The following is a 17,487-nucleotide window of genomic DNA, read 5'->3' as shown; positions in this document are numbered from 1 at the left end:
CCCCGCCTTGACCCGGTCAGCCACCATGCCTGGTGCCGCCGTGCGCGTCCTGCGCATCGCGGCCGGGCGGCGTGCGCTGCGACTGGCGCTCGTGTTGGGTGGTTTGTTCGCGATCGGGCTCCTCTGCGGGGAGCGGGCGTATGCGGCGGACGGGGTGTCGGTGGAGGCGCCGTCCGGTTCGGCTGTCCCGGTTGCCTCGACCGTGTCGTCGCGGCTCCTGACCGTGCCGGACAGGCCGGCTCCGTCGGCCGATCCTGGGATTCCGGCCACCGATGACACAGCCGCTCAAGACCGGCCTCGGCAGGACGCCGCTCCGCAGGTCGAGGAGCCCCAGCACCAGGAGCCCCAGCACCAGGAGCCCCAGCACCGAGAGCCCCAGTACCAGGCACCCCAACCCGCCCCCCAATTCGTCCAGCCGGTCGATGAGGTCGTGCGGACCGTGTCCGAGGGGCTCGTCGAGGGGCTGGCCCAAGTGCAGGCGAAGGTGCCGCCGCTGACGGCGGCGCCCGCACTGCCGACAGCACCCGGCCTCCCCGCTTTCCCCAACCTCCCCGGCCTCCCCGACCTGCCAAGCGCAGACCTGCCAAGCGCAGACCTCCCCGCACTGCCCGGCCACACGCTGCCGGCCCCCGTCACCGGGACACCGCAGCCGGGCTCGGCATCAGCGCCGGACGGGACCTCGCCGACCGACGGACACGGCGACAAGGGGCGTACCGGCACGGTGGACGCCCGCTCCCACGGCCCCCGTTACATCACCGACGTCACCGCGGCGCACTCCCCAGCCGTCGGCCACAAGCACCGCACCTCGCCCACTCGTTATGCCCCCGGCGGCCAGGCGCCGACCGAGCACCCGGGCGGTGCGGTGGGCGGTCACGCGGCCGGTGACAGCGGTACCCCGAGGCACGGGGACGCGCACGCGGTCTCGTTGAACCGGCGGGTGTCGTGGGGGCTGGTGGCCGGTGCCGCCGTTCGTGCGGACGCGGACGAGATCAAGGACAGGCACCGGGACATCCCGGTTTCCCCCGCATAGGCGACCAGGCCGGCCTCCCCGCCGTAGACCTGCCGCGCGGGGGCGGAAACAGGTCTGCCCGCCCGTCCGGACCCCCCAGTTCCCGGATGTCCCCGGACATCCCCCGGACGGAAGCCGCCGGCGCCGTACCAGGTCCCGCTGGTCCTCGACTCCCCGGACCGCGACCGCAATCGGCGCCGGAATGTCCCCAACCGTCCGAAGTCCCGGAGCACTTCGCCTCTGCGAGCTCCGGGGGCCTTCGGAGCCCCAAGATCTAGGGATCCGACGCACGCATGAACAAGAACATCCGCCGTTCGATCGTCATAGCCGCCGGTGTCACCGGCGCCTGGGCGCTGGGTTCGACCGCCGCCAGTGCGGACGAGCTGCCCGCCTCCACCCTGTCCGCACCGGACACGGCCACCGACGCGACCGAGGCGGCCGAGAGCGCCGACGCCCCGGGTCTCCTCGGCGGCGTCACCGACACCGTCAACGGAGTCGTCTCCGGCGTGACGGACACCCTCTCCGGCGTCACCGACGGCGTCACGGACCAGACAACCGGCCAGGCGACCGCCACCGCAACCGACACGGTCGGCGCCACCACAGGAACGGCCAAGCACGTGTCCACGAACACCGCCGACCAGGCTCGCCGCTACGTCGACGCGAAGGTCACGACCAAGTCGAAGGGCGCGGCCCAGGCCATCCAGGGCGCCAAGGCCGCTCGCACCGGCAAGGCCGCCGCGCAGGCCGGGGCCGGTGTCAGCGCCACCGTCACGGCCACCACCACCGACGTGCACGACGCGGCGGCCACCCTGCCCACCCCGCACACGCCGCACCACCCCGGCACCATCGACTACCTCTTCGGCCCCCTCGCCGCCTTCGCCCCCGAGCTGGAGCAGGCGCTCGCAGCCGCGCAGACGAAGGTGCAGGGGACCCAGGCGGCGGCCCGTGCGCAGGCGCAGGGCGTCGAGGGTGTCGTACGGACGAAGGCGCAGTACGCCGTCGCCGGCGCGGGGCGTACCGCGGCCGGGGCGGGTGCCGTCGTCGGCCACGCCGGCGGCGAGGCCGGGGACACGGCGGCGGGCGCCAAGTCCGCCGCCACGGCCCGGGCCACCGCCGTGACCGCGGCCGCCGAGGCCTCTGTCGCCGCCGTCCCGAGCCACGTCACCGGCACGGTCGGCGGTGTGGAGCAGCGGGTCGTCGGCACGGTCGCCGCCGTCCCCGGCACCGTCACCCCGGTCGTCCAGCAGACCGCCGACGCGGTCGTCCCGCCGTTCGCCGCCGAGGCCGTGGCCGGGGTGCTGCCCGTGGCCGGGGGCGTTGTCGGGGGCGTCGGGCCGGTCGCCGGGCATGCCCTCGACGGTGCCGTCCCCGCCGCCGGTCATGCCGTGGCCGGGGCGAACCCGGTCGCCGCTCAGGCGGTGGACAGCGTCCAGTCGGTGGCCTTCGGCGCGGTGGGCGGTGTGCGTCCGGTCGTCGGAGAGGCGGTGGACGGCGTCCTTCCGGTCGCCGGGGGTGCCGTGGCCGGAGTCGAGCGGACCGCCGGGCACACGGCCGGCGCCGCGACCGCGCTGGCGTACGGCGTGGTCGCCGACGTCCAGCCCGTGGCCACCGGGGCAGTCGAGGGTGTGCGGCCCGTGGCCACCGGTGCGGTCGAGGGGGGCCAGCCGGTCGTCGGCTGGGCCGTGGGGGAGGTGCCGCCCGTGGCGCACGGCACGGTCGGCGACGTCCAGCACCTCGCCTCCGGCGCCGTCGCCGACGTCCGGCCCGTGGCCTCCGGCGCCGTCGCCGACGTGCACCCGGTCGTCCACGGGGTCGCCACCGACGTACCCGCGTACGCCACGGGTCTGGTCGGCCAGGTCACCGCGGACGCCACCGGCAGCGTCCTGCCGCCCGTCGCCGGCACCGCCGTGCACGGTGTCGTGCCGGTCGCCGGGCAGGCCGGCCACGACGCGGGCGCGCTGGCGTACGGCGTCACGGGCGAGGTCCGGCCCTTCGCGGACGGTGTCGTCGGTCACGTCGACCCCTTGGCGCACGGTGTGAGCGGGCAGGCCGTCGGCTTCGCCGGGGGCGTCGCCGAGGAGGTGCAGCCGTTCGCGTACGGCGTCGCACAGCCCGTCGTGGACACCGTGCGGCCGGTTGTGGACGGCGTCGGAGGCGGTGCGGCGACGCTGGCGTACGGCGTCACCGGTGATGTCGAGCCGTTCGCGGGCGGTGTCGTCGGCGAGGTCGGCCCCTTCGCGTACGGCGTCGCGGGCGAGGTCGCGCCCTTCGCCGACGAGCTGACCTGGACGGTCCGGGACTCGGCCGGCCCGCTGACCGGCAACGCCACCACTGGCGTGCGGCACGTCGCCCAGTCGGTCACGCCGGGTTACGCGCAGGACCTCCACGACGGCGGCGCCTACCGCGCCTGACGCACCCCTCGCCACGGCAGGCGTGGCGACCGACAGGCGCCGCGTGGCAGACGGCTCCGGACGGCCGAAATCCGTCGGCCGATCCGGCCGGAGCTTCGCGGACGGGCCGGGTGCCCCCCATTGGGGTGGGGATCATCCGGCCGGAGCCCACAGGGGCGGCCCATTCGTGCCCCTTTCGGGCTGTTCAAGGGACCTCACCGGGTCAACCCCAACCCGGTGAGGTCCCTCCCTCGTCCCGTGCCGGCACCTCACAGTCGGCACGCCGTGCCAGTGATCCCTGCCGGTCGCGGCATCATGTGACAGGTATCACCGCTCAGGTGTGACCCTCGATTTAGGGGCCCTCCGCAAGCAGCGATAACCTGCGAGACGGACATGCCGCGCGCTCGGACACCGTGTGCGCCTCCCCTGTGACAGACGGCGGACGTCACGTTGCCCTCGCGGCACGCCCACGCATCCAACGAACCGCGAGATCACTGATAGGGACGGAAGCGCGTGGACCTGTTCGAGTACCAGGCGAGGGACCTCTTCGCCAAGCACGATGTACCGGTGCTGGCCGGTGAAGTCATCGACACGCCTGAGGCGGCCCGCGCAGCCACTGAGCGCCTCGGTGGCAAGTCCGTCGTCAAGGCGCAGGTGAAGGTCGGCGGCCGTGGCAAGGCCGGCGGCGTCAAGCTGGCCGCGACCCCGGACGAGGCCGTAGCCCGCGCGACGGACATCCTCGGCATGGACATCAAGGGCCACACGGTCCACAAGGTGATGATCGCCGAGACCGCGCCCGAGATCGTCGAGGAGTACTACGTCTCCTTCCTCCTCGACCGTGCCAACCGCACCTTCCTCTCCATCGCCTCCGTCGAGGGCGGCATGGAGATCGAGGAGGTGGCGGCCACCCGCCCGGAGGCCGTCGCGAAGATCGCGATCGACGCCATCGACGGCGTGGACGAGGCCAAGGCCCGCGAGATCGTCGAGGCCGCGAAGTTCCCGGCCGAGGTCGCCGACAAGGTCGTGAACGTCCTCATCACGCTGTGGGACACCTTCATCAAGTCGGACGCCCTCCTCGTCGAGGTCAACCCGCTCGCGAAGGTCGCCTCCGGTGACGTCCTCGCCCTGGACGGCAAGGTGTCGCTCGACGACAACGCCGAGTTCCGCCACGACTGGGACGAGCTGCACGACAAGGCCGCGGCCAACCCGCTCGAGGCCGCCGCCAAGGAGAAGAACCTCAACTACGTCAAGCTCGACGGCGAGGTCGGCATCATCGGCAACGGCGCGGGTCTCGTCATGAGCACCCTGGACGTCGTCGCGTACGCCGGTGAGAAGCACGGCAACGTCAAGCCGGCCAACTTCCTGGACATCGGCGGTGGCGCCTCCGCCCAGGTCATGGCCAACGGTCTGGAGATCATCCTCGGCGACCCGGACGTCAAGTCCGTCTTCGTCAACGTCTTCGGTGGCATCACCGCCTGCGACGAGGTCGCCAACGGCATCGTCCAGGCCCTGAAGCTCCTCGAGGACCGCGGCGAGAACGTCACCAAGCCGCTCGTCGTCCGCCTCGACGGCAACAACGCCGAGCTCGGCCGGCAGATCCTCACCGACGCAGGCCACCCGCTGGTCCAGCGCGTCGACACCATGGACGGCGCGGCCGACAAGGCCGCCGAGCTGGCCCACGCCGCCAAGTAAGCACTCAGGACGAGGACACCAAACACCATGGCTATCTGGCTCAACAAGGACAGCAAGGTCATCGTCCAGGGCATGACCGGCGCCACGGGCATGAAGCACACCAAGCTCATGCTCGGTGACGGCACCGAGGTCGTGGGCGGCGTGAACCCGCGCAAGGCGGGTCAGACCGTGGACTTCGACGGCACCGAGGTACCCGTCTTCGGGACCGTCAAGGAGGCCATCGAGAAGACCGGCGCCAACGTCTCCGTCATCTTCGTGCCGGAGAAGTTCACCAAGGACGCGGTCATCGAGGCCATCGACGCCGAGATCCCGCTGGCCGTCGTGATCACCGAGGGCATCGCGGTGCACGACTCCGCGAACTTCTGGGCGTACGCGGGCAAGAAGGGCAACAAGACCCGGATCATCGGCCCGAACTGCCCCGGCATCATCACCCCGGGTCAGTCGAACGTCGGCATCATCCCGGGCGACATCACCAAGCCGGGCCGCATCGGTCTGGTCTCGAAGTCCGGCACGCTGACGTACCAGATGATGTACGAGCTGCGTGACATCGGCTTCTCGACCGCCGTCGGCATCGGTGGCGACCCGATCATCGGCACCACGCACATCGACGCGCTCGCCGCGTTCGAGGCCGACCCCGACACCGACCTGATCGTCATGATCGGTGAGATCGGTGGCGACGCCGAGGAGCGGGCCGCGGACTTCATCGCGAAGAACGTGACCAAGCCGGTCGTCGGTTACGTCGCGGGCTTCACCGCGCCCGAGGGCAAGACCATGGGCCACGCGGGTGCCATCGTCTCCGGTTCGTCCGGTACGGCGCAGGCGAAGAAGGAGGCCCTGGAGGCCGCGGGCGTCAAGGTCGGCAAGACGCCGACCGAGACGGCCAAGCTCGCGCGCGAGATCCTGGGCGGCTGACCGCACTCGCGGCATTCGGCTGATCGTTGGTGGGCCCGTTCCCGGCATGGGGGCGGGCCCACCGGCGTTCTCCCCGTCCGGTGCGCACGCTCACAGCGGCTGCGGCGCGAGCCGCTGCGGCCCGTGCCGCGAGTCCTCCCGCAGCTTCGCGCGCAGCTCCAGCTCCCGCTCGGACAGCGGCCCCGGCGCCATCCGGGGCGGCACGCCCCGCACCGTGGACCCCGACGGCACCGGGGGCTCGTACCGGGTGGGGGCGGTGCGCAGCGTCAGGGCCGTCGTGCCGATGAGGGCCACCGTGAAGGCGATCGCCGCCCGCGTCCAGAAGCGTGCCCGGCGTTCGCTGCCCTCGCGGACCGTCGTCGGCTTGGCCGCGCGCAGGCGCTCCGTGGCGGCCAGTTCGGCCAGCCGGTCGTGGAGTACGGCGGGGTCGGACAGATCGGGCAGTCGGGCGGCGACCGCGGTGCGGGCGTGCAGCAGGCGGTTGGCGGCGGCCGGAGTGCTCGCCTCCGTCTCGGCCGCCGTCTCGGGCAGGTCGAGGCCGACACCGTCGTAGAGGACGAGCGTACGGCGCTGCGGTGGCGGCAGTTGGAGGAGTGCGGCCAGCAGGGCACGGTCGGAGGCGTCGGAGGGCGGCGATTCGGGGTGCCGGTAGCGGGGGCGGAACCGATGCCAGGGGGAGAGGGCGAAGTCGTACGCCGTCGCCCGCACCCAGCCCGCGGGATCCCGGTCGCGGGCCACCTCCGGCCAGCGCTGCCAGGCGAGTTGGAAGGCCCGCTCGACCGACTCACGGGCGAGTTCGCGGCGCCCGCAGAGCAGATAGGTCTGCCGTACGAGGGAGGGGGCGCTGAAGGCGTAGAGCGCGTCGAAGGCCTGGGCGGGGGTGAGCCGGCCCTCGGGTACGCCGACGCCTTCCACCTGACCCTGTGTCACCGGACACTCCTTTGTCCGAAAAAGTACATAAACATATATTGAGCGACACTTCGGGGGTTCGCCCGTTACGCCGGAAAAGCGCGTGTCGTTGGGAGCATGGCGTGCGTGATCGAGATGACCGCTCGTCGAACGCCCCTGCTCATGCGCCTTCACCGTCGAACGCCCGGCCTGGGCGCCAGTCTCTTCAGCGGTGCGGTGGCGGCGGGGCTGGGGCTCGGTGTGTTCGCCGTGATGGTGATCGCGCTGTGGATCAGCTCGCCGTACGCGGACGGCGGACCCGGCGGCGCGCTGCGGATCGCCGCCGTGCTGTGGCTGCTGGCGCACGGCGCCGAACTGGTCCGTATGGACACCCTCTCCGGCGTCCCCGCGCCGGTCGGTGTCACCCCGTTGCTGCTGCTCGCGCTACCGGCGTGGCTGGTGCACCGGGCGGCCCGGGACGCCGCCGCCGACGGGGGCGAGGGGGTGCCGCTGGTGTCGATCCGTACGGCATGGGCGGGCGTCGTCCTCGGATACCTCGGGGTCGGCTTCTGCGCCGCGCTCTACGCGGCGGGCGGTGAACTGCGGCCCGCGTGGATGTGGACGGTGGTGCGGGTGCCCCTGGTCGCCATGGTCGCGGCGGGGGTGGGGGTGTGGGCGGCGTGCGAGCGGCGGCCCGAGGTGGTCGACGGCCTGCTGGTCGTGCTGCCGGCACGCGTACGGCGGCTGGTGCCCGGCGTGGAGGGCCGCGCCCGGGTCGCCACCGCGGCGCGGGCGGCGGGGGCCGGGGTCGGCGCGCTCGCCGGCGGCGGGGCGCTGCTGGTGGGCGTGGCGCTGGTGTGGCACGGCGTGGCGGTGCGGGGGTCGTTCCTGGAACTGACGGACGGGTGGTCGGGACGGCTCGCGGTCCTGCTGCTGTGCGCGTCCCTCGTCCCGAACGCGGCGATGTGGGCGGCGTCGTACGCCCTCGGGCCGGGGTTCCTGCTCGGCGCCGGGCATGCCGTGGGCCCGTTCTCCTCGTCCCCGGCGCCGATGCTGCCGCCGTTCCCGCTGCTGGAGGCGGTACCGGAGGCGGGGGCGGCGGGGCCGCCGTGGTGGGCGGTCGGTGCGGTGCCGCTTCTGGCGGGGGTGGTCGTGGGCTTGTTCGCGGCACGGTGGGGCGAGGGGGCTCAAGTGGAGGCGGAGGCGCCCGTGGTGACGTGGGCCCCCGCGCGGACGGCCGTGACCGCCGTGCTGGCCGCCGGGTTCTGCGCGGTCGCCGTCGCCGCGCTGGCGACGCTGTCGGGCGGGCCGCTGGGGGTGGGCGCGCTCGCGCGGTTCGGGCCGGTGTGGTGGCAGACCGCCGCGGCGGCGCTGGTGTGGGTCGCGGTGGTGGCCGTGCCCGTCGCGCTGCTGGCGCGGGGCTTCCGGTGCTGGGCGGGTCAGGGGGACCTGCCGGGCTCGGTGAGCGGGACGCGGGCGCGCCGGGTGGTGGCGGTGAGCGCGCCGCAGGGGACGCGGATCGGTAAGCCCCGGGTGGCCGAGAAGGAGGGCGCGGAGGAGCCGGGGGACGGCGAGAACCGTGTTCAGGAGCCGCTGCCCGGGGGGCACGGCGAGGTCGTTCCGTACGGGGCGTACGACCACGACACGACCTTCGAGCCGGAGGGCTTCTCGCCCGACGCCCCGCCGCCGGAGCCCCCGCCGGCCTCCTGGAGCGACGACGAAAAGGTGAAGGAGGGCGAGGCGGAGTCGTCGGAGGAGACGGATGTACGCCCCCCACGGGCGGACGAGCAGAAAACACCAGACCCGCAGACCGCGACCGACACCGGGTCACCGGACACCGAGCGCGAACCAGAGCCGAAGCCGCCGACCGCCACCCCCTGACCCAGGCGAACCGGAGACCGTCAGAGCCTCAGCTCTCCGCGCCCAGAACCCCACGCAGCTCCTTCGGCAGATGCTCCTTGCACGCCTGCTGCGCCTCGTTCGTGAGGGCGTCGCTGCGGCAGGTGTAGTAGTCGCTGTAGACCACCTGCGCCGCGAACCCGGCCGCTACGACCGCGATGGCGAGGGACGCCGTGACCAGACCACTCACCGCCGCCGTCGTCTGGGGGCGGCCGGAGTTCTGCGGGGCCGGGTTGTCCGGGTCGGGGGTGCGGGGCTTGGCGCGCAGGCTGCTGATGCCCCAGTAGAGGGCCAGCACGCCCAGCGGCAGCGCCACGTACGGCCAGCTGAACAGGGCGAAGAAGAAGGCCCACATCCCGGACAGCAGTGCGTAGCGAGCCCGGCGCTGGGCGGGGTCGGTGGGGTCCCAGCGCATGCCGCCGGTGCTCTGGCCGCCGCCCCCGGGGCCGTCCTGGCCGCGCCGGGGGTTGTCGCCGAAGCCGCCCTGGGAGCGGCCCGGCTGGCGGTCGCTCCACTGGTTGCCCCACGGCGAGCGCCCGCCGCCCTCGTCGGATCCCCGGGAGTCGTCCTCGCCCGACGGGCGGCGCGGCTGCCACGGCCGGTCAGGGGTGCCCTCCGGGGGCGGCGCGAAGGGGTTGTCGTCCTGCTTGTCGTCCTGCCTCCGGCCGTCGCCGCCCTGCTGGTCGCCGGGCTGCCCGCCGGAGGGGGCGTCGGGCGGCGAGGTGGGGCGCTCCCGCAGCAGCACGCCGCTGTGCCCTCCCGGCAGGGGCTGCGGGGGGAGCGTGAGGAGTCGCAAGCTGCGGTCCGGCATCAAGTGAGCGTCTTCCCCTTGGTGAACGACTGATCCGACATGAGCTGTCACCTCATGAACGCACCGCACCACAACCGCGTTCCCGGGCCAGCTCCCCCCAGACGCTACCTTCCGGCCACGCCCCCGTCCCGTGGGGGCCGTCGGGAGTGCCGGTATCGTTGCTGACGGTCGGCCGCTTCGTAGACTTCCCCGTATCGCGGGGCGCGATGCATTCGTACGAATATACAAAACGTACGGACAGGGTGAAATACAAAGCACCGGCCGCACGAAGAAACGCACCCCCGAGAAAGGGCCCCACCGTGGCCGCCATGCCCGTGGCCGAGCGTGCCAAGCGCCTCGTCGTGCTGGTCTCCGGATCCGGCACCAACCTTCAGGCGCTCCTCGACGAGATCGCCGCCGCCGGTCCCGAGGGATACGGCGCCGAGATCGTGGCCGTCGGCGCCGACCGGGAGAACATCGAGGGGCTGGCGCGGGCCGAGCGCGCCGGGCTGCCGACCTTCGTGCGGAAGGTCAAGGACTACGACACCCGCGACGAGTGGGACGCGGCCCTCGCCGAGGCGGTCTCCGCCCACGAGCCCGACCTCGTCGTCTCCGCCGGGTTCATGAAGATCGTGGGCAAGGAGTTCCTCGCGCGCTTCGGCGGCCGGTTCGTCAACACCCACCCGGCACTGCTCCCCAGTTTTCCCGGCGCCCACGGCGTCCGTGACGCCCTCGCGTACGGCGCCAAGGTCACCGGCTGCACCGTCCACTTCGTCGACGACGGCGTCGACACCGGGCCGATCATCGCGCAGGGCGTGGTCGAGGTCCGCAACGAGGACGACGAGAGCGCTCTGCACGAGCGCATCAAGGAAGTCGAGCGAAGGCTGCTCGTCGAGGTCGTGGGGCGGCTCGCCCGCAACGGCTATCACATTGAGGGACGAAAGGTAGTTATCCAGTGACCGCCGAGAGCAACAAGCGGGCCATTCGACGGGCGCTCGTCAGCGTCTACGACAAGACCGGTCTGGAAGACCTCGCGCGCGGCCTGCACGAGGCGGGCGTCGAGCTCGTCTCCACCGGTTCCACGGCCGCGAGGATCGCCGCCGCCGGTGTCCCGGTCACCAAGGTCGAGGAGCTCACCGGGTTCCCCGAGTGCCTGGACGGCCGCGTCAAGACGCTGCACCCGCGCGTGCACGCGGGTATCCTCGCCGACCTGCGCCTGGACAGCCACCGCGAGCAGCTCGCCGAGCTGGGTGTCGAGCCGTTCGACCTGGTCGTCGTCAACCTCTACCCGTTCCGCGAGACCGTCGCCTCCGGCGCCACGCCCGACGAGTGTGTCGAGCAGATCGACATCGGCGGTCCGTCGATGGTGCGGGCCGCCGCGAAGAACCACCCGTCCGTGGCGGTCGTGACCAGCCCGGACCGCTACGCCGACGTCCTCGCGGCCGTCCGCGACGGCGGCTTCGACCTCACCACCCGCAAGCGGCTCGCGGCCGAGGCCTTCCAGCACACGGCGGCCTACGACGTGGCGGTGGCGAGCTGGTTCGCGTCCTCCTACGCCCCGGTCGACGACTCTCGGTTCCCCGACTTCCTCGGCGCCACCTGGGAGCGCGAGAACACCCTCCGCTACGGCGAGAACCCGCACCAGCCGGCCGCCCTCTACGTGGACGGCAGCGGCAGCGGTCTCGCGCAGGCCGAGCAGCTGCACGGCAAGGAGATGTCGTACAACAACTACACGGACACGGACGCCGCGCGCCGTGCCGCGTACGACCACGCCGAGCCGGCCGTCGCGATCATCAAGCACGCCAACCCCTGCGGCATCGCGGTCGGCGCGGACGTCGCCGAGGCGCACCGCAAGGCGCACGCCTGTGACCCGCTGTCGGCGTTCGGCGGTGTGATCGCCGTCAACCGCCCGGTCAGCAAGGAGATGGCGGAGCAGGTCGCCGAGATCTTCACCGAGGTCATCGTCGCGCCCGACTACGAGGACGGCGCCCTCGAGGCCCTCGCCAAGAAGAAGAACATCCGCGTCCTCAAGGCTCCCGCCGCGCCCGCCAACCCCGTCGAGATCAAGCCCATCGACGGCGGCGCCCTCCTCCAGGTCACCGACCGCCTCCAGGCCGACGGCGACGACCCGGCCAACTGGACCCTCGCGACGGGCGAGGCCCTGTCCGCCGAGGAGCTGGCCGAGCTCGCCTTCGCCTGGAAGGCGTGCCGGGCCGTCAAGTCCAACGCGATCCTCCTCGCCAAGGACGGCGCCTCGGTCGGCGTCGGCATGGGCCAGGTCAACCGCGTCGACTCCGCGAAGCTGGCGGTGGAGCGGGCCGGTGCCGAGCGCGCGCGGGGTTCGTACGCCGCGTCCGACGCCTTCTTCCCCTTCCCCGACGGCCTGGAGATCCTGACCGAGGCCGGCGTCAAGGCCGTGGTCCAGCCGGGCGGTTCGGTCCGTGACGAGCTGGTCGTGGAGGCCGCGAAGAAGGCCGGCGTCACGATGTACTTCACCGGGACGCGCCACTTCTTCCACTGACGCGAACGGAAGAACCCGACCCGGGCGGCGCCGCGCGGATTCGACTCCTACGTCGAACTGCGCAGCGCCGCCCAGGTGTTGGGGCCCACTTCGCCGTCCACCTCAAGGCCCTTGGCGCTCTGGAACTGCTTCACGGCGGCCAGCGTCGCGTCGCCGAACTCCCCGTCGACGCCCGAGGCGCCGACGCTGTAGCCGCGCTGGGTGAGCATGCACTGCACCTGGACCACGCGCTGTCCCGTGTTGCCGCGCACGGTGAGCTCGGTGCCCGAGTAGTAGGTGCACTGGGTGATCCAGGGCGGGGTCGCGGGTGTGGTGGGCGCCGTCTTGGTGGGGGTGGCGGTCGGGGTGCTGCCCCCACCGCCCCCGTTACCGCCGGAGGTGGCGGTGACCTGGCCGGCCGGGGTGGTGGCCCGAGGGCCGCCCGCGTCGCCGCCGGATGCCGTGTCCGAGCTGGCCGACGGCGTGGGGGCCGACTCCCGAGGGCTCGGATCCTTCTTCTTCTCGCCGCTGGGAGAGGCCGACGAACTGGGCGGGGCGGAGGCCCCCTTCTCGGCGGGGGTCGTACTGCCGACCGCCGTCGGGGCGGCCGAGGCCGTCTCGTCGAGGGACGGGCGGGTGACGAAGTAGGCGCCCGCGGCCACGGCACACACGGCGAGCCCGGCCACGACGGCGAGCAACGCCTTCCTCTTCCTGCGGCCGCCGGCTTCGTCAGGGGCGGGGGCGGCCTGCTGCCAGGAGGGCGGTGCCGGCGGGGTGAACCCGGGGCCGGAGGGCGCGGGCCGCTGGATCGGCGTGCGCAACTGGACGGTCTCGTGCACGGCGACCTGCTCCAGTACGTCGCAGGCCTGCCGCCGGGCGAGCAGCCGGGCGCCCAGCGGCTCGTGCCAGACGACCTCCCCGCCGTGACGGTGTCCGGCGGCCGTCGCGGCCTCGATGAGCTGCCGAGGCGTGGGGCGGCCGGCCGGGTCCTTGGCGAGGCAGGCGGCCAGGAGCGAGCCCAACGCCGGGTCCACGGCCGCGAGTTCGGCCATGATCTCCTGCTTGGGCTCCTCGAAGGCGACCCGGTGCATCACGTCGACGCCCGTTCCGTCGCCGAACGGGGCGTGCCCGGTGGCGGCGTAGATCAGGCTCCCGGCGAGCGAGAAGACGTCCGAGGCGGTGTCGCAGCGGCCCTCGCGCAGGTACTCGGGCGCCATGAACGCGGGGGTGCCGACCCGGCTCCCGGTCGAGGTGATCGCGCTGCTGTCGGCGGCCTGGGCGATGCCGAAGTCGATGACGTGCACGCCCTGGAGGGAGAGGATCACGTTGGACGGCTTGAGATCGCGGTGTACGACATCGGCGGCGGCCAGCGCCGACAGCGCCTGCCCCATCTCCGCGACCAGCCGCCACACGCCTCCGCGCTCCAGCCTGCCGCACTCGCGGACCGCCTCGGCGAGGTTCAGTCCCGGCAGGTACTGGGTCGCCATCCACAGCAGCGAGTCGTCGAAGCCGGTGCCGAGGAGGTTTGGCGTGCGCGGGGTGTGCACCTGGCCGTGCACGGCCGCCTCCCGCTCGAAACGCCGCCGGAACCGGGAGTCCTCGGCGTACTCGGGCCGGATCACCTTCACGGCGGCGAGACCGGGGGAGCCGTCGGAGGGGCGGGCGAGGTAGACGTGGCCCATACCGCCGCTGCCGAGCAGGCCGAGGGGGATGTAGGGTCCGATCCGCCCCGGTTCCCTGGACCCCAGCGGACTCGCCCCAGCCTGCTGCAATGCGGCGCCCTCGGACGCCGGAGGGCGCGGCGGCGTCGGCCGTTCGTCTGACATGGGTTCCCCCGATGTGCTGCCTTCTCACAACGTGCGCTCGCGTCACACAAGTTGACGAAAGGCTACCGCTCACGACGTCCGCCCGTACGTGGTGCACTCACGTACGGGCGGTGGCACCCCGCCGTGATGACCGTCAACGGATGAGGGAGCGCAGGACGGGGATGCTCGCGCCGGTCGTGGTCAGCCCGGCGATGACTGCGGCCGCACCGGGCACGCCGGTGAACGCTGTCAGGACGCCGATGGCGAGACCGATCGCCAGCGCGGCGAGCAGGACGACGGCGGTGTGAAGGGACAGGAACGGCGGTTCGGATGCGGGTCCGTTGGCGGACTGCTGGTTCTGGGTGTTCGTCATGCATCGACTGTGGACCTGCCCGGTGCCATGGCTTGAGCTGGTCGAACGAAGTCATTCGAGATCAGCGTTCGGCCGAACCGCCTCCGTCCGAGGCCCGGTTCGGGTCTGTTCGCTGAAGTTCGGTGCCGTTCGGCCGCGGTCCCTCTACCCTGCCCAGCACAGTACGAGGGGGCCCGACACCATGGATGAGCGCCAGAGCGGACAGCATGACGAGAACGCGTACGACAAGGCATTGGAGGCGCAGGGGCGGGCGCTGCGAGAGCTGCGCGCGGACCGGGGAGAGAAGTCCTACCGCGTCATCGATGAGCGCGCCCTGGTCTTGTTCCGCAAATCGCTGCCCAAGGCGACGCTGAGCGACGCGTTCAGAGGCAGACACATCGGCATCGACCGGTTGATGCTGCTCGTGCGGACTCTGATGTCCTGGGACCAGTACGGGCAGGAGTGTCCCGCGCCGCATCACACTTCAAAGGCTCTGGAGCCATGGCGTTCGAACGGCAAGCGTCTGATCGCGCTACGGCCCAGACGCGCCCGACCCGAACCGGCCCGGCAGACCCGGGAACCGTTGCCGCCGGTCGAACCGCCGCAGCTGGATCACGAGAGTAGTCCGGCCCCCGAGACCGAGCCCGCGATCGAGCACGAGATCGAGTCCGAGCCCGAATCCGCTCCGCCGCCTGTGCACACCGAGCGGCTTTTCATCGTCCAGCCCCGCGAAACCGCCGAAGACCCGTACTATGACGCGCCCATCGGGGACGTTCGGTACGTGCCGATGGGCATGCCCTTCGCCACGCACCGCCGGGTCTGTTCCGTGGTGTTCTCCCCGGTCAGCGGCCTGATCGCGGTGGGCGGGAACAGTGGCCTTTCCGGGAGCGTACGGCTGTGGGATTCGTCCAGGGTCCTCCCCGTCGGTGAACCCCTCCCCGCACCCGGCTCCTACACCTCGGTCCTCTCGCTTGCCTTCTCGCCGGACGGAAGCCTGGTTGCCGTCGGTGACGACAAGCGTTCCGTGCACCAGTGGGACCCGTCCACTCGCACCCTGGTCGGTGAACCGCTCATGCATACGAGCACGGTCCGCTGCATGGCGTTCTCGCCCAACGGGCGCCATCTCCTCACCGGGGGAGCCGACGGCACCATGCGCCAGTGGGCCGCGGCTACCCGAGAATCCGTCGGTGAAGTCTTCGACGCGCATCACGACGCGGTGTCCTCTATCGAGTTCAACCCGGGCGGTCGCCTACTCGCCACCGGCGGTAACGACGGCATTGTGAGGCTGTGGGACGCATCGACCTTCGCCATGGTCGGAGAACCCCTGGTCGGACGCGAAGGCACGGTCTCCTCGGTCGCCTTCTCCCCGGACGGACGTCTCCTCGCCGTCGGCGGCAGTGACCACACCGTATGGCTGTGGGACGTGGCGACCGGTGAGACGGTCGGCGAGCCCCTGGAACACAAGAGTCCGGTCTTCTCCGTGGCGTTCTCTCCACACGGACACCTCGCGGTCGGTGTCGACGACGGCACCGTGCGGCTGTGGGACCCGGGAACCCACACTCCGATCGGCGACCCTCTCATCGCGGACTACTCCGCTGACGACTCCGCAGTCGTCTCGGTGACGTTCTCCGCGGACGGCCGTCGACTCGCCGCCGGCAGTAAGAACGGCAGGGTTCGGCTCTGGCGGCGGGCGACCGGCAGCCGACCGGCACGCCCCGCGGCGGCGCCCTCCTCGCTCGCCGCGCGGATGGTGGTGGGCGCGATGCACCGTGGATCCGCGGCTAGTATCGGGTTGCTCGACGACACGTACTTCTTGGTGCGAGCCGTGGCGTTCGCTCCGGACGGTGCCTTGTTCGCGACCGGCGGTGCCGAAGGCGTGCTGCTGTGGGACCTGGCCACCCGTCGCCCGATCGCAGACCCGATGACCGGACACAGCGGCACCGTCTCGTCGTTGGCGTTCTCTCCGGACGGTCGGCTCCTGGCAAGCGGCGCCAACGGCATGGTCCAGCTGTGGGACGCCTGCACCCGCACGCCGGTCGGCGACCCAATCCCCCACAACGGCACCGTCCACGCCCTGGCCTTCTCTCCGGACGGCGCCCTGCTGGCCAGCGGCGACAGACACGGTGTGCGGCTAGCGGACCAGGCCACGCACACCCCGGTCGGCGAACGTCTCAGTCACTACGACGCGGTCAATTCGGTGGCGTTCTCGCCGGACGGTCGCCTCCTCGCGATGGGCGGGCCCGGCGCGGTGCGGCTGTGGGACGCGGCAACCCGACCGGCGAGCGGTGAGCTCCTGACCCGCAATGGGGACGGCACCTACTGGGTGGCGTTCTCTCCCGACGGCGGTCTGCTCGCCACCGGAGGACCGGACGCCTTGCGGCTGTGGGATCCACACAGCGGCAAGCCGGTGGGCGATCCCCTCCCACGCACCGGCCCGGTCTTCGCCGTGGCGTTCTCCCCGGACGGTCGTCTCCTCGCTGTCGCCGGCGGCGACGACGGCTTCGTCCAGTTGTGGGACCGGGACACCCTGGCACCCGTCGGCGAGCCGCTCACCGAATGCAACGGCCCGGTCTTCGCCGTGGCGTTCTCTCCGGACTCCTCGGTCCTGGCGGTGAGCGGCGAGCGGGGAACCGTCTTCTGGACCTAGGGTCCCGGAACCGGAGGCTCGCACCAGACGGTCTTGCCGTGGGCGTTCTGCTCGACGCCCCAGCGGAGGGCGATGGCTTCGAGGAGCAGCAGACCGCGTCCGGACTCCTCGTCGAGGGCCGGGTTGCGCAGGACGAGCCACGAGTAGGGCAGGGGGTCGGTCACCTCCAGGCGGGTGCGGCCGTCCGGGGTGAGGAACAGGCGGACGGTGACCGGGGTGGCCTCGCCGATGTGGGTGATCACATTGCTCAGTAACTCGCTGACACAGAGCTGGACTTCGGGGCAGGGCGCGCCGAGGTGATCGCGGACGGCTCGGCGTACCTCCGGTACGGCCTTGGGGAGGGCGAGCAGTTCGAGAACGAGCGGTTCGATCATCGTTCGGCCGCCCTGCGGAGGGCGGCGGCCAGCGTTTCGGCCGTGGCGAGATTGCAGTTTCCGAGCGCGATGAGGGGGCGTGCGGGCAGCGCGGTGAAGGAGGGCAGGTCGATACCGAGGGAGGGGAGCGTGATGCCGTTCGCTTCCAGCGCGGTGCGGAGTTCTTCGAGGTGGGTATCGGGCATGAGGTACGCCTCCGTGTGCGGTCTGTGACGAATCGCTCACAGGC

At 72.3% G+C, this 17,487-nt stretch carries 14 protein-coding genes; 8 read left to right on the top strand and 6 right to left on the bottom strand.

Annotated features, from left to right (window positions below):
• The first annotated feature begins 7 nt into the window (after positions 1 to 7).
• From ACIRD7_RS27310 to sucD, 4 genes are all read left to right on the top strand, one after another.
• Positions 8 to 1,030, top strand: coding sequence for a hypothetical protein (locus tag ACIRD7_RS27310; RefSeq protein WP_403457724.1), 1,023 nt, complete (start codon positions 8 to 10; stop codon positions 1,028 to 1,030).
• A gap of 272 nt (positions 1,031 to 1,302) precedes the next feature.
• Positions 1,303 to 3,420 carry a hypothetical protein gene (locus ACIRD7_RS27305; protein ID WP_403457723.1) on the top strand — a complete coding sequence of 706 codons (2,118 nt, stop codon included), beginning with the start codon at positions 1,303 to 1,305 and terminating at the stop codon, positions 3,418 to 3,420.
• A gap of 492 nt (positions 3,421 to 3,912) precedes the next feature.
• Positions 3,913 to 5,091 (top strand): ADP-forming succinate--CoA ligase subunit beta, encoded by a 1,179-nt coding sequence (gene sucC, locus ACIRD7_RS27300; RefSeq protein WP_403457722.1) that lies wholly within the window; start codon positions 3,913 to 3,915, stop codon positions 5,089 to 5,091.
• Positions 5,092 to 5,118: 27 nt separating this feature from the next.
• Positions 5,119 to 6,003, top strand: a complete 885-nt coding sequence (gene sucD / locus ACIRD7_RS27295) for a succinate--CoA ligase subunit alpha (protein WP_403457721.1) — start codon at positions 5,119 to 5,121, stop codon at positions 6,001 to 6,003.
• A gap of 90 nt (positions 6,004 to 6,093) precedes the next feature.
• Here the strand turns inward: sucD and ACIRD7_RS27290 are convergent, their stop codons facing one another.
• Positions 6,094 to 6,933 carry a sigma factor-like helix-turn-helix DNA-binding protein gene (locus ACIRD7_RS27290; protein ID WP_403457720.1) on the bottom strand — a complete coding sequence of 280 codons (840 nt, stop codon included), beginning with the start codon at positions 6,931 to 6,933 and terminating at the stop codon, positions 6,094 to 6,096.
• Positions 6,934 to 7,029: 96 nt separating this feature from the next.
• On the opposite strand from ACIRD7_RS27290, the gene ACIRD7_RS27285 reads away from it, so the two are divergent.
• Complete coding sequence (locus ACIRD7_RS27285) at positions 7,030 to 8,772, top strand: DUF6350 family protein (protein ID WP_403457719.1); 1,743 nt, start codon at positions 7,030 to 7,032, stop codon at positions 8,770 to 8,772.
• A 28-nt stretch (positions 8,773 to 8,800) separates the two neighbouring features.
• On the opposite strand, the gene ACIRD7_RS27280 is transcribed toward ACIRD7_RS27285, so the two are convergent.
• Complete coding sequence (locus tag ACIRD7_RS27280) at positions 8,801 to 9,601, bottom strand: hypothetical protein (protein WP_403457718.1); 801 nt, start codon at positions 9,599 to 9,601, stop codon at positions 8,801 to 8,803.
• A gap of 299 nt (positions 9,602 to 9,900) precedes the next feature.
• Here ACIRD7_RS27280 and purN point away from each other — a divergent pair, with 299 nt between their 5' ends.
• Together purN and purH are read left to right on the top strand one after the other, a co-directional pair.
• Positions 9,901 to 10,539 carry a phosphoribosylglycinamide formyltransferase gene (purN, locus tag ACIRD7_RS27275; protein ID WP_403457717.1) on the top strand — a complete coding sequence of 213 codons (639 nt, stop codon included), beginning with the start codon at positions 9,901 to 9,903 and terminating at the stop codon, positions 10,537 to 10,539.
• Positions 10,536 to 12,101, top strand: a complete 1,566-nt coding sequence (gene purH / locus ACIRD7_RS27270; protein ID WP_403457716.1) for a bifunctional phosphoribosylaminoimidazolecarboxamide formyltransferase/IMP cyclohydrolase — start codon at positions 10,536 to 10,538, stop codon at positions 12,099 to 12,101. Before purN ends, purH begins: the two co-directional genes overlap by 4 nt.
• A 47-nt stretch (positions 12,102 to 12,148) precedes the next feature.
• Here the strand turns inward: purH and ACIRD7_RS27265 are convergent, their stop codons facing one another.
• On the bottom strand, positions 12,149 to 13,906 hold the full coding sequence (locus ACIRD7_RS27265; RefSeq protein ID WP_403457715.1) for a protein kinase: 1,758 nt from the start codon (positions 13,904 to 13,906) through the stop codon (positions 12,149 to 12,151).
• A gap of 133 nt (positions 13,907 to 14,039) precedes the next feature.
• The gene (locus ACIRD7_RS27260; protein ID WP_030954381.1) at positions 14,040 to 14,258 is read right to left on the bottom strand and encodes a hypothetical protein; all 219 of its coding nucleotides are present in this window, start codon (positions 14,256 to 14,258) and stop codon (positions 14,040 to 14,042) included.
• Between the two features lie 181 nt (positions 14,259 to 14,439).
• On the opposite strand from ACIRD7_RS27260, the gene ACIRD7_RS27255 reads away from it, so the two are divergent.
• Positions 14,440 to 16,884 carry a hypothetical protein gene (locus tag ACIRD7_RS27255; protein ID WP_403457713.1) on the top strand — a complete coding sequence of 815 codons (2,445 nt, stop codon included), beginning with the start codon at positions 14,440 to 14,442 and terminating at the stop codon, positions 16,882 to 16,884.
• Here ACIRD7_RS27255 and ACIRD7_RS27250 read toward each other — a convergent pair.
• On the bottom strand, positions 16,881 to 17,258 hold the full coding sequence (locus ACIRD7_RS27250) for an ATP-binding protein (RefSeq protein WP_383488263.1): 378 nt from the start codon (positions 17,256 to 17,258) through the stop codon (positions 16,881 to 16,883). The two genes, ACIRD7_RS27255 and ACIRD7_RS27250, sit on opposite strands and share 4 nt — an antisense overlap.
• Complete coding sequence (locus tag ACIRD7_RS27245; protein WP_403457712.1) at positions 17,255 to 17,443, bottom strand: hypothetical protein; 189 nt, start codon at positions 17,441 to 17,443, stop codon at positions 17,255 to 17,257. Before ACIRD7_RS27245 ends, ACIRD7_RS27250 begins: the two co-directional genes overlap by 4 nt.
• Positions 17,444 to 17,487: the final 44 nt, after the last annotated feature.

This window comes from Streptomyces sp. NPDC093568, assembly GCF_044764945.1.
Classification (GTDB): Bacteria; Actinomycetota; Actinomycetes; order Streptomycetales; family Streptomycetaceae; genus Streptomyces.
Note: the sequence above shows the minus strand (reverse complement) of the source record. Positions and strands in the feature narration are given on the sequence as shown.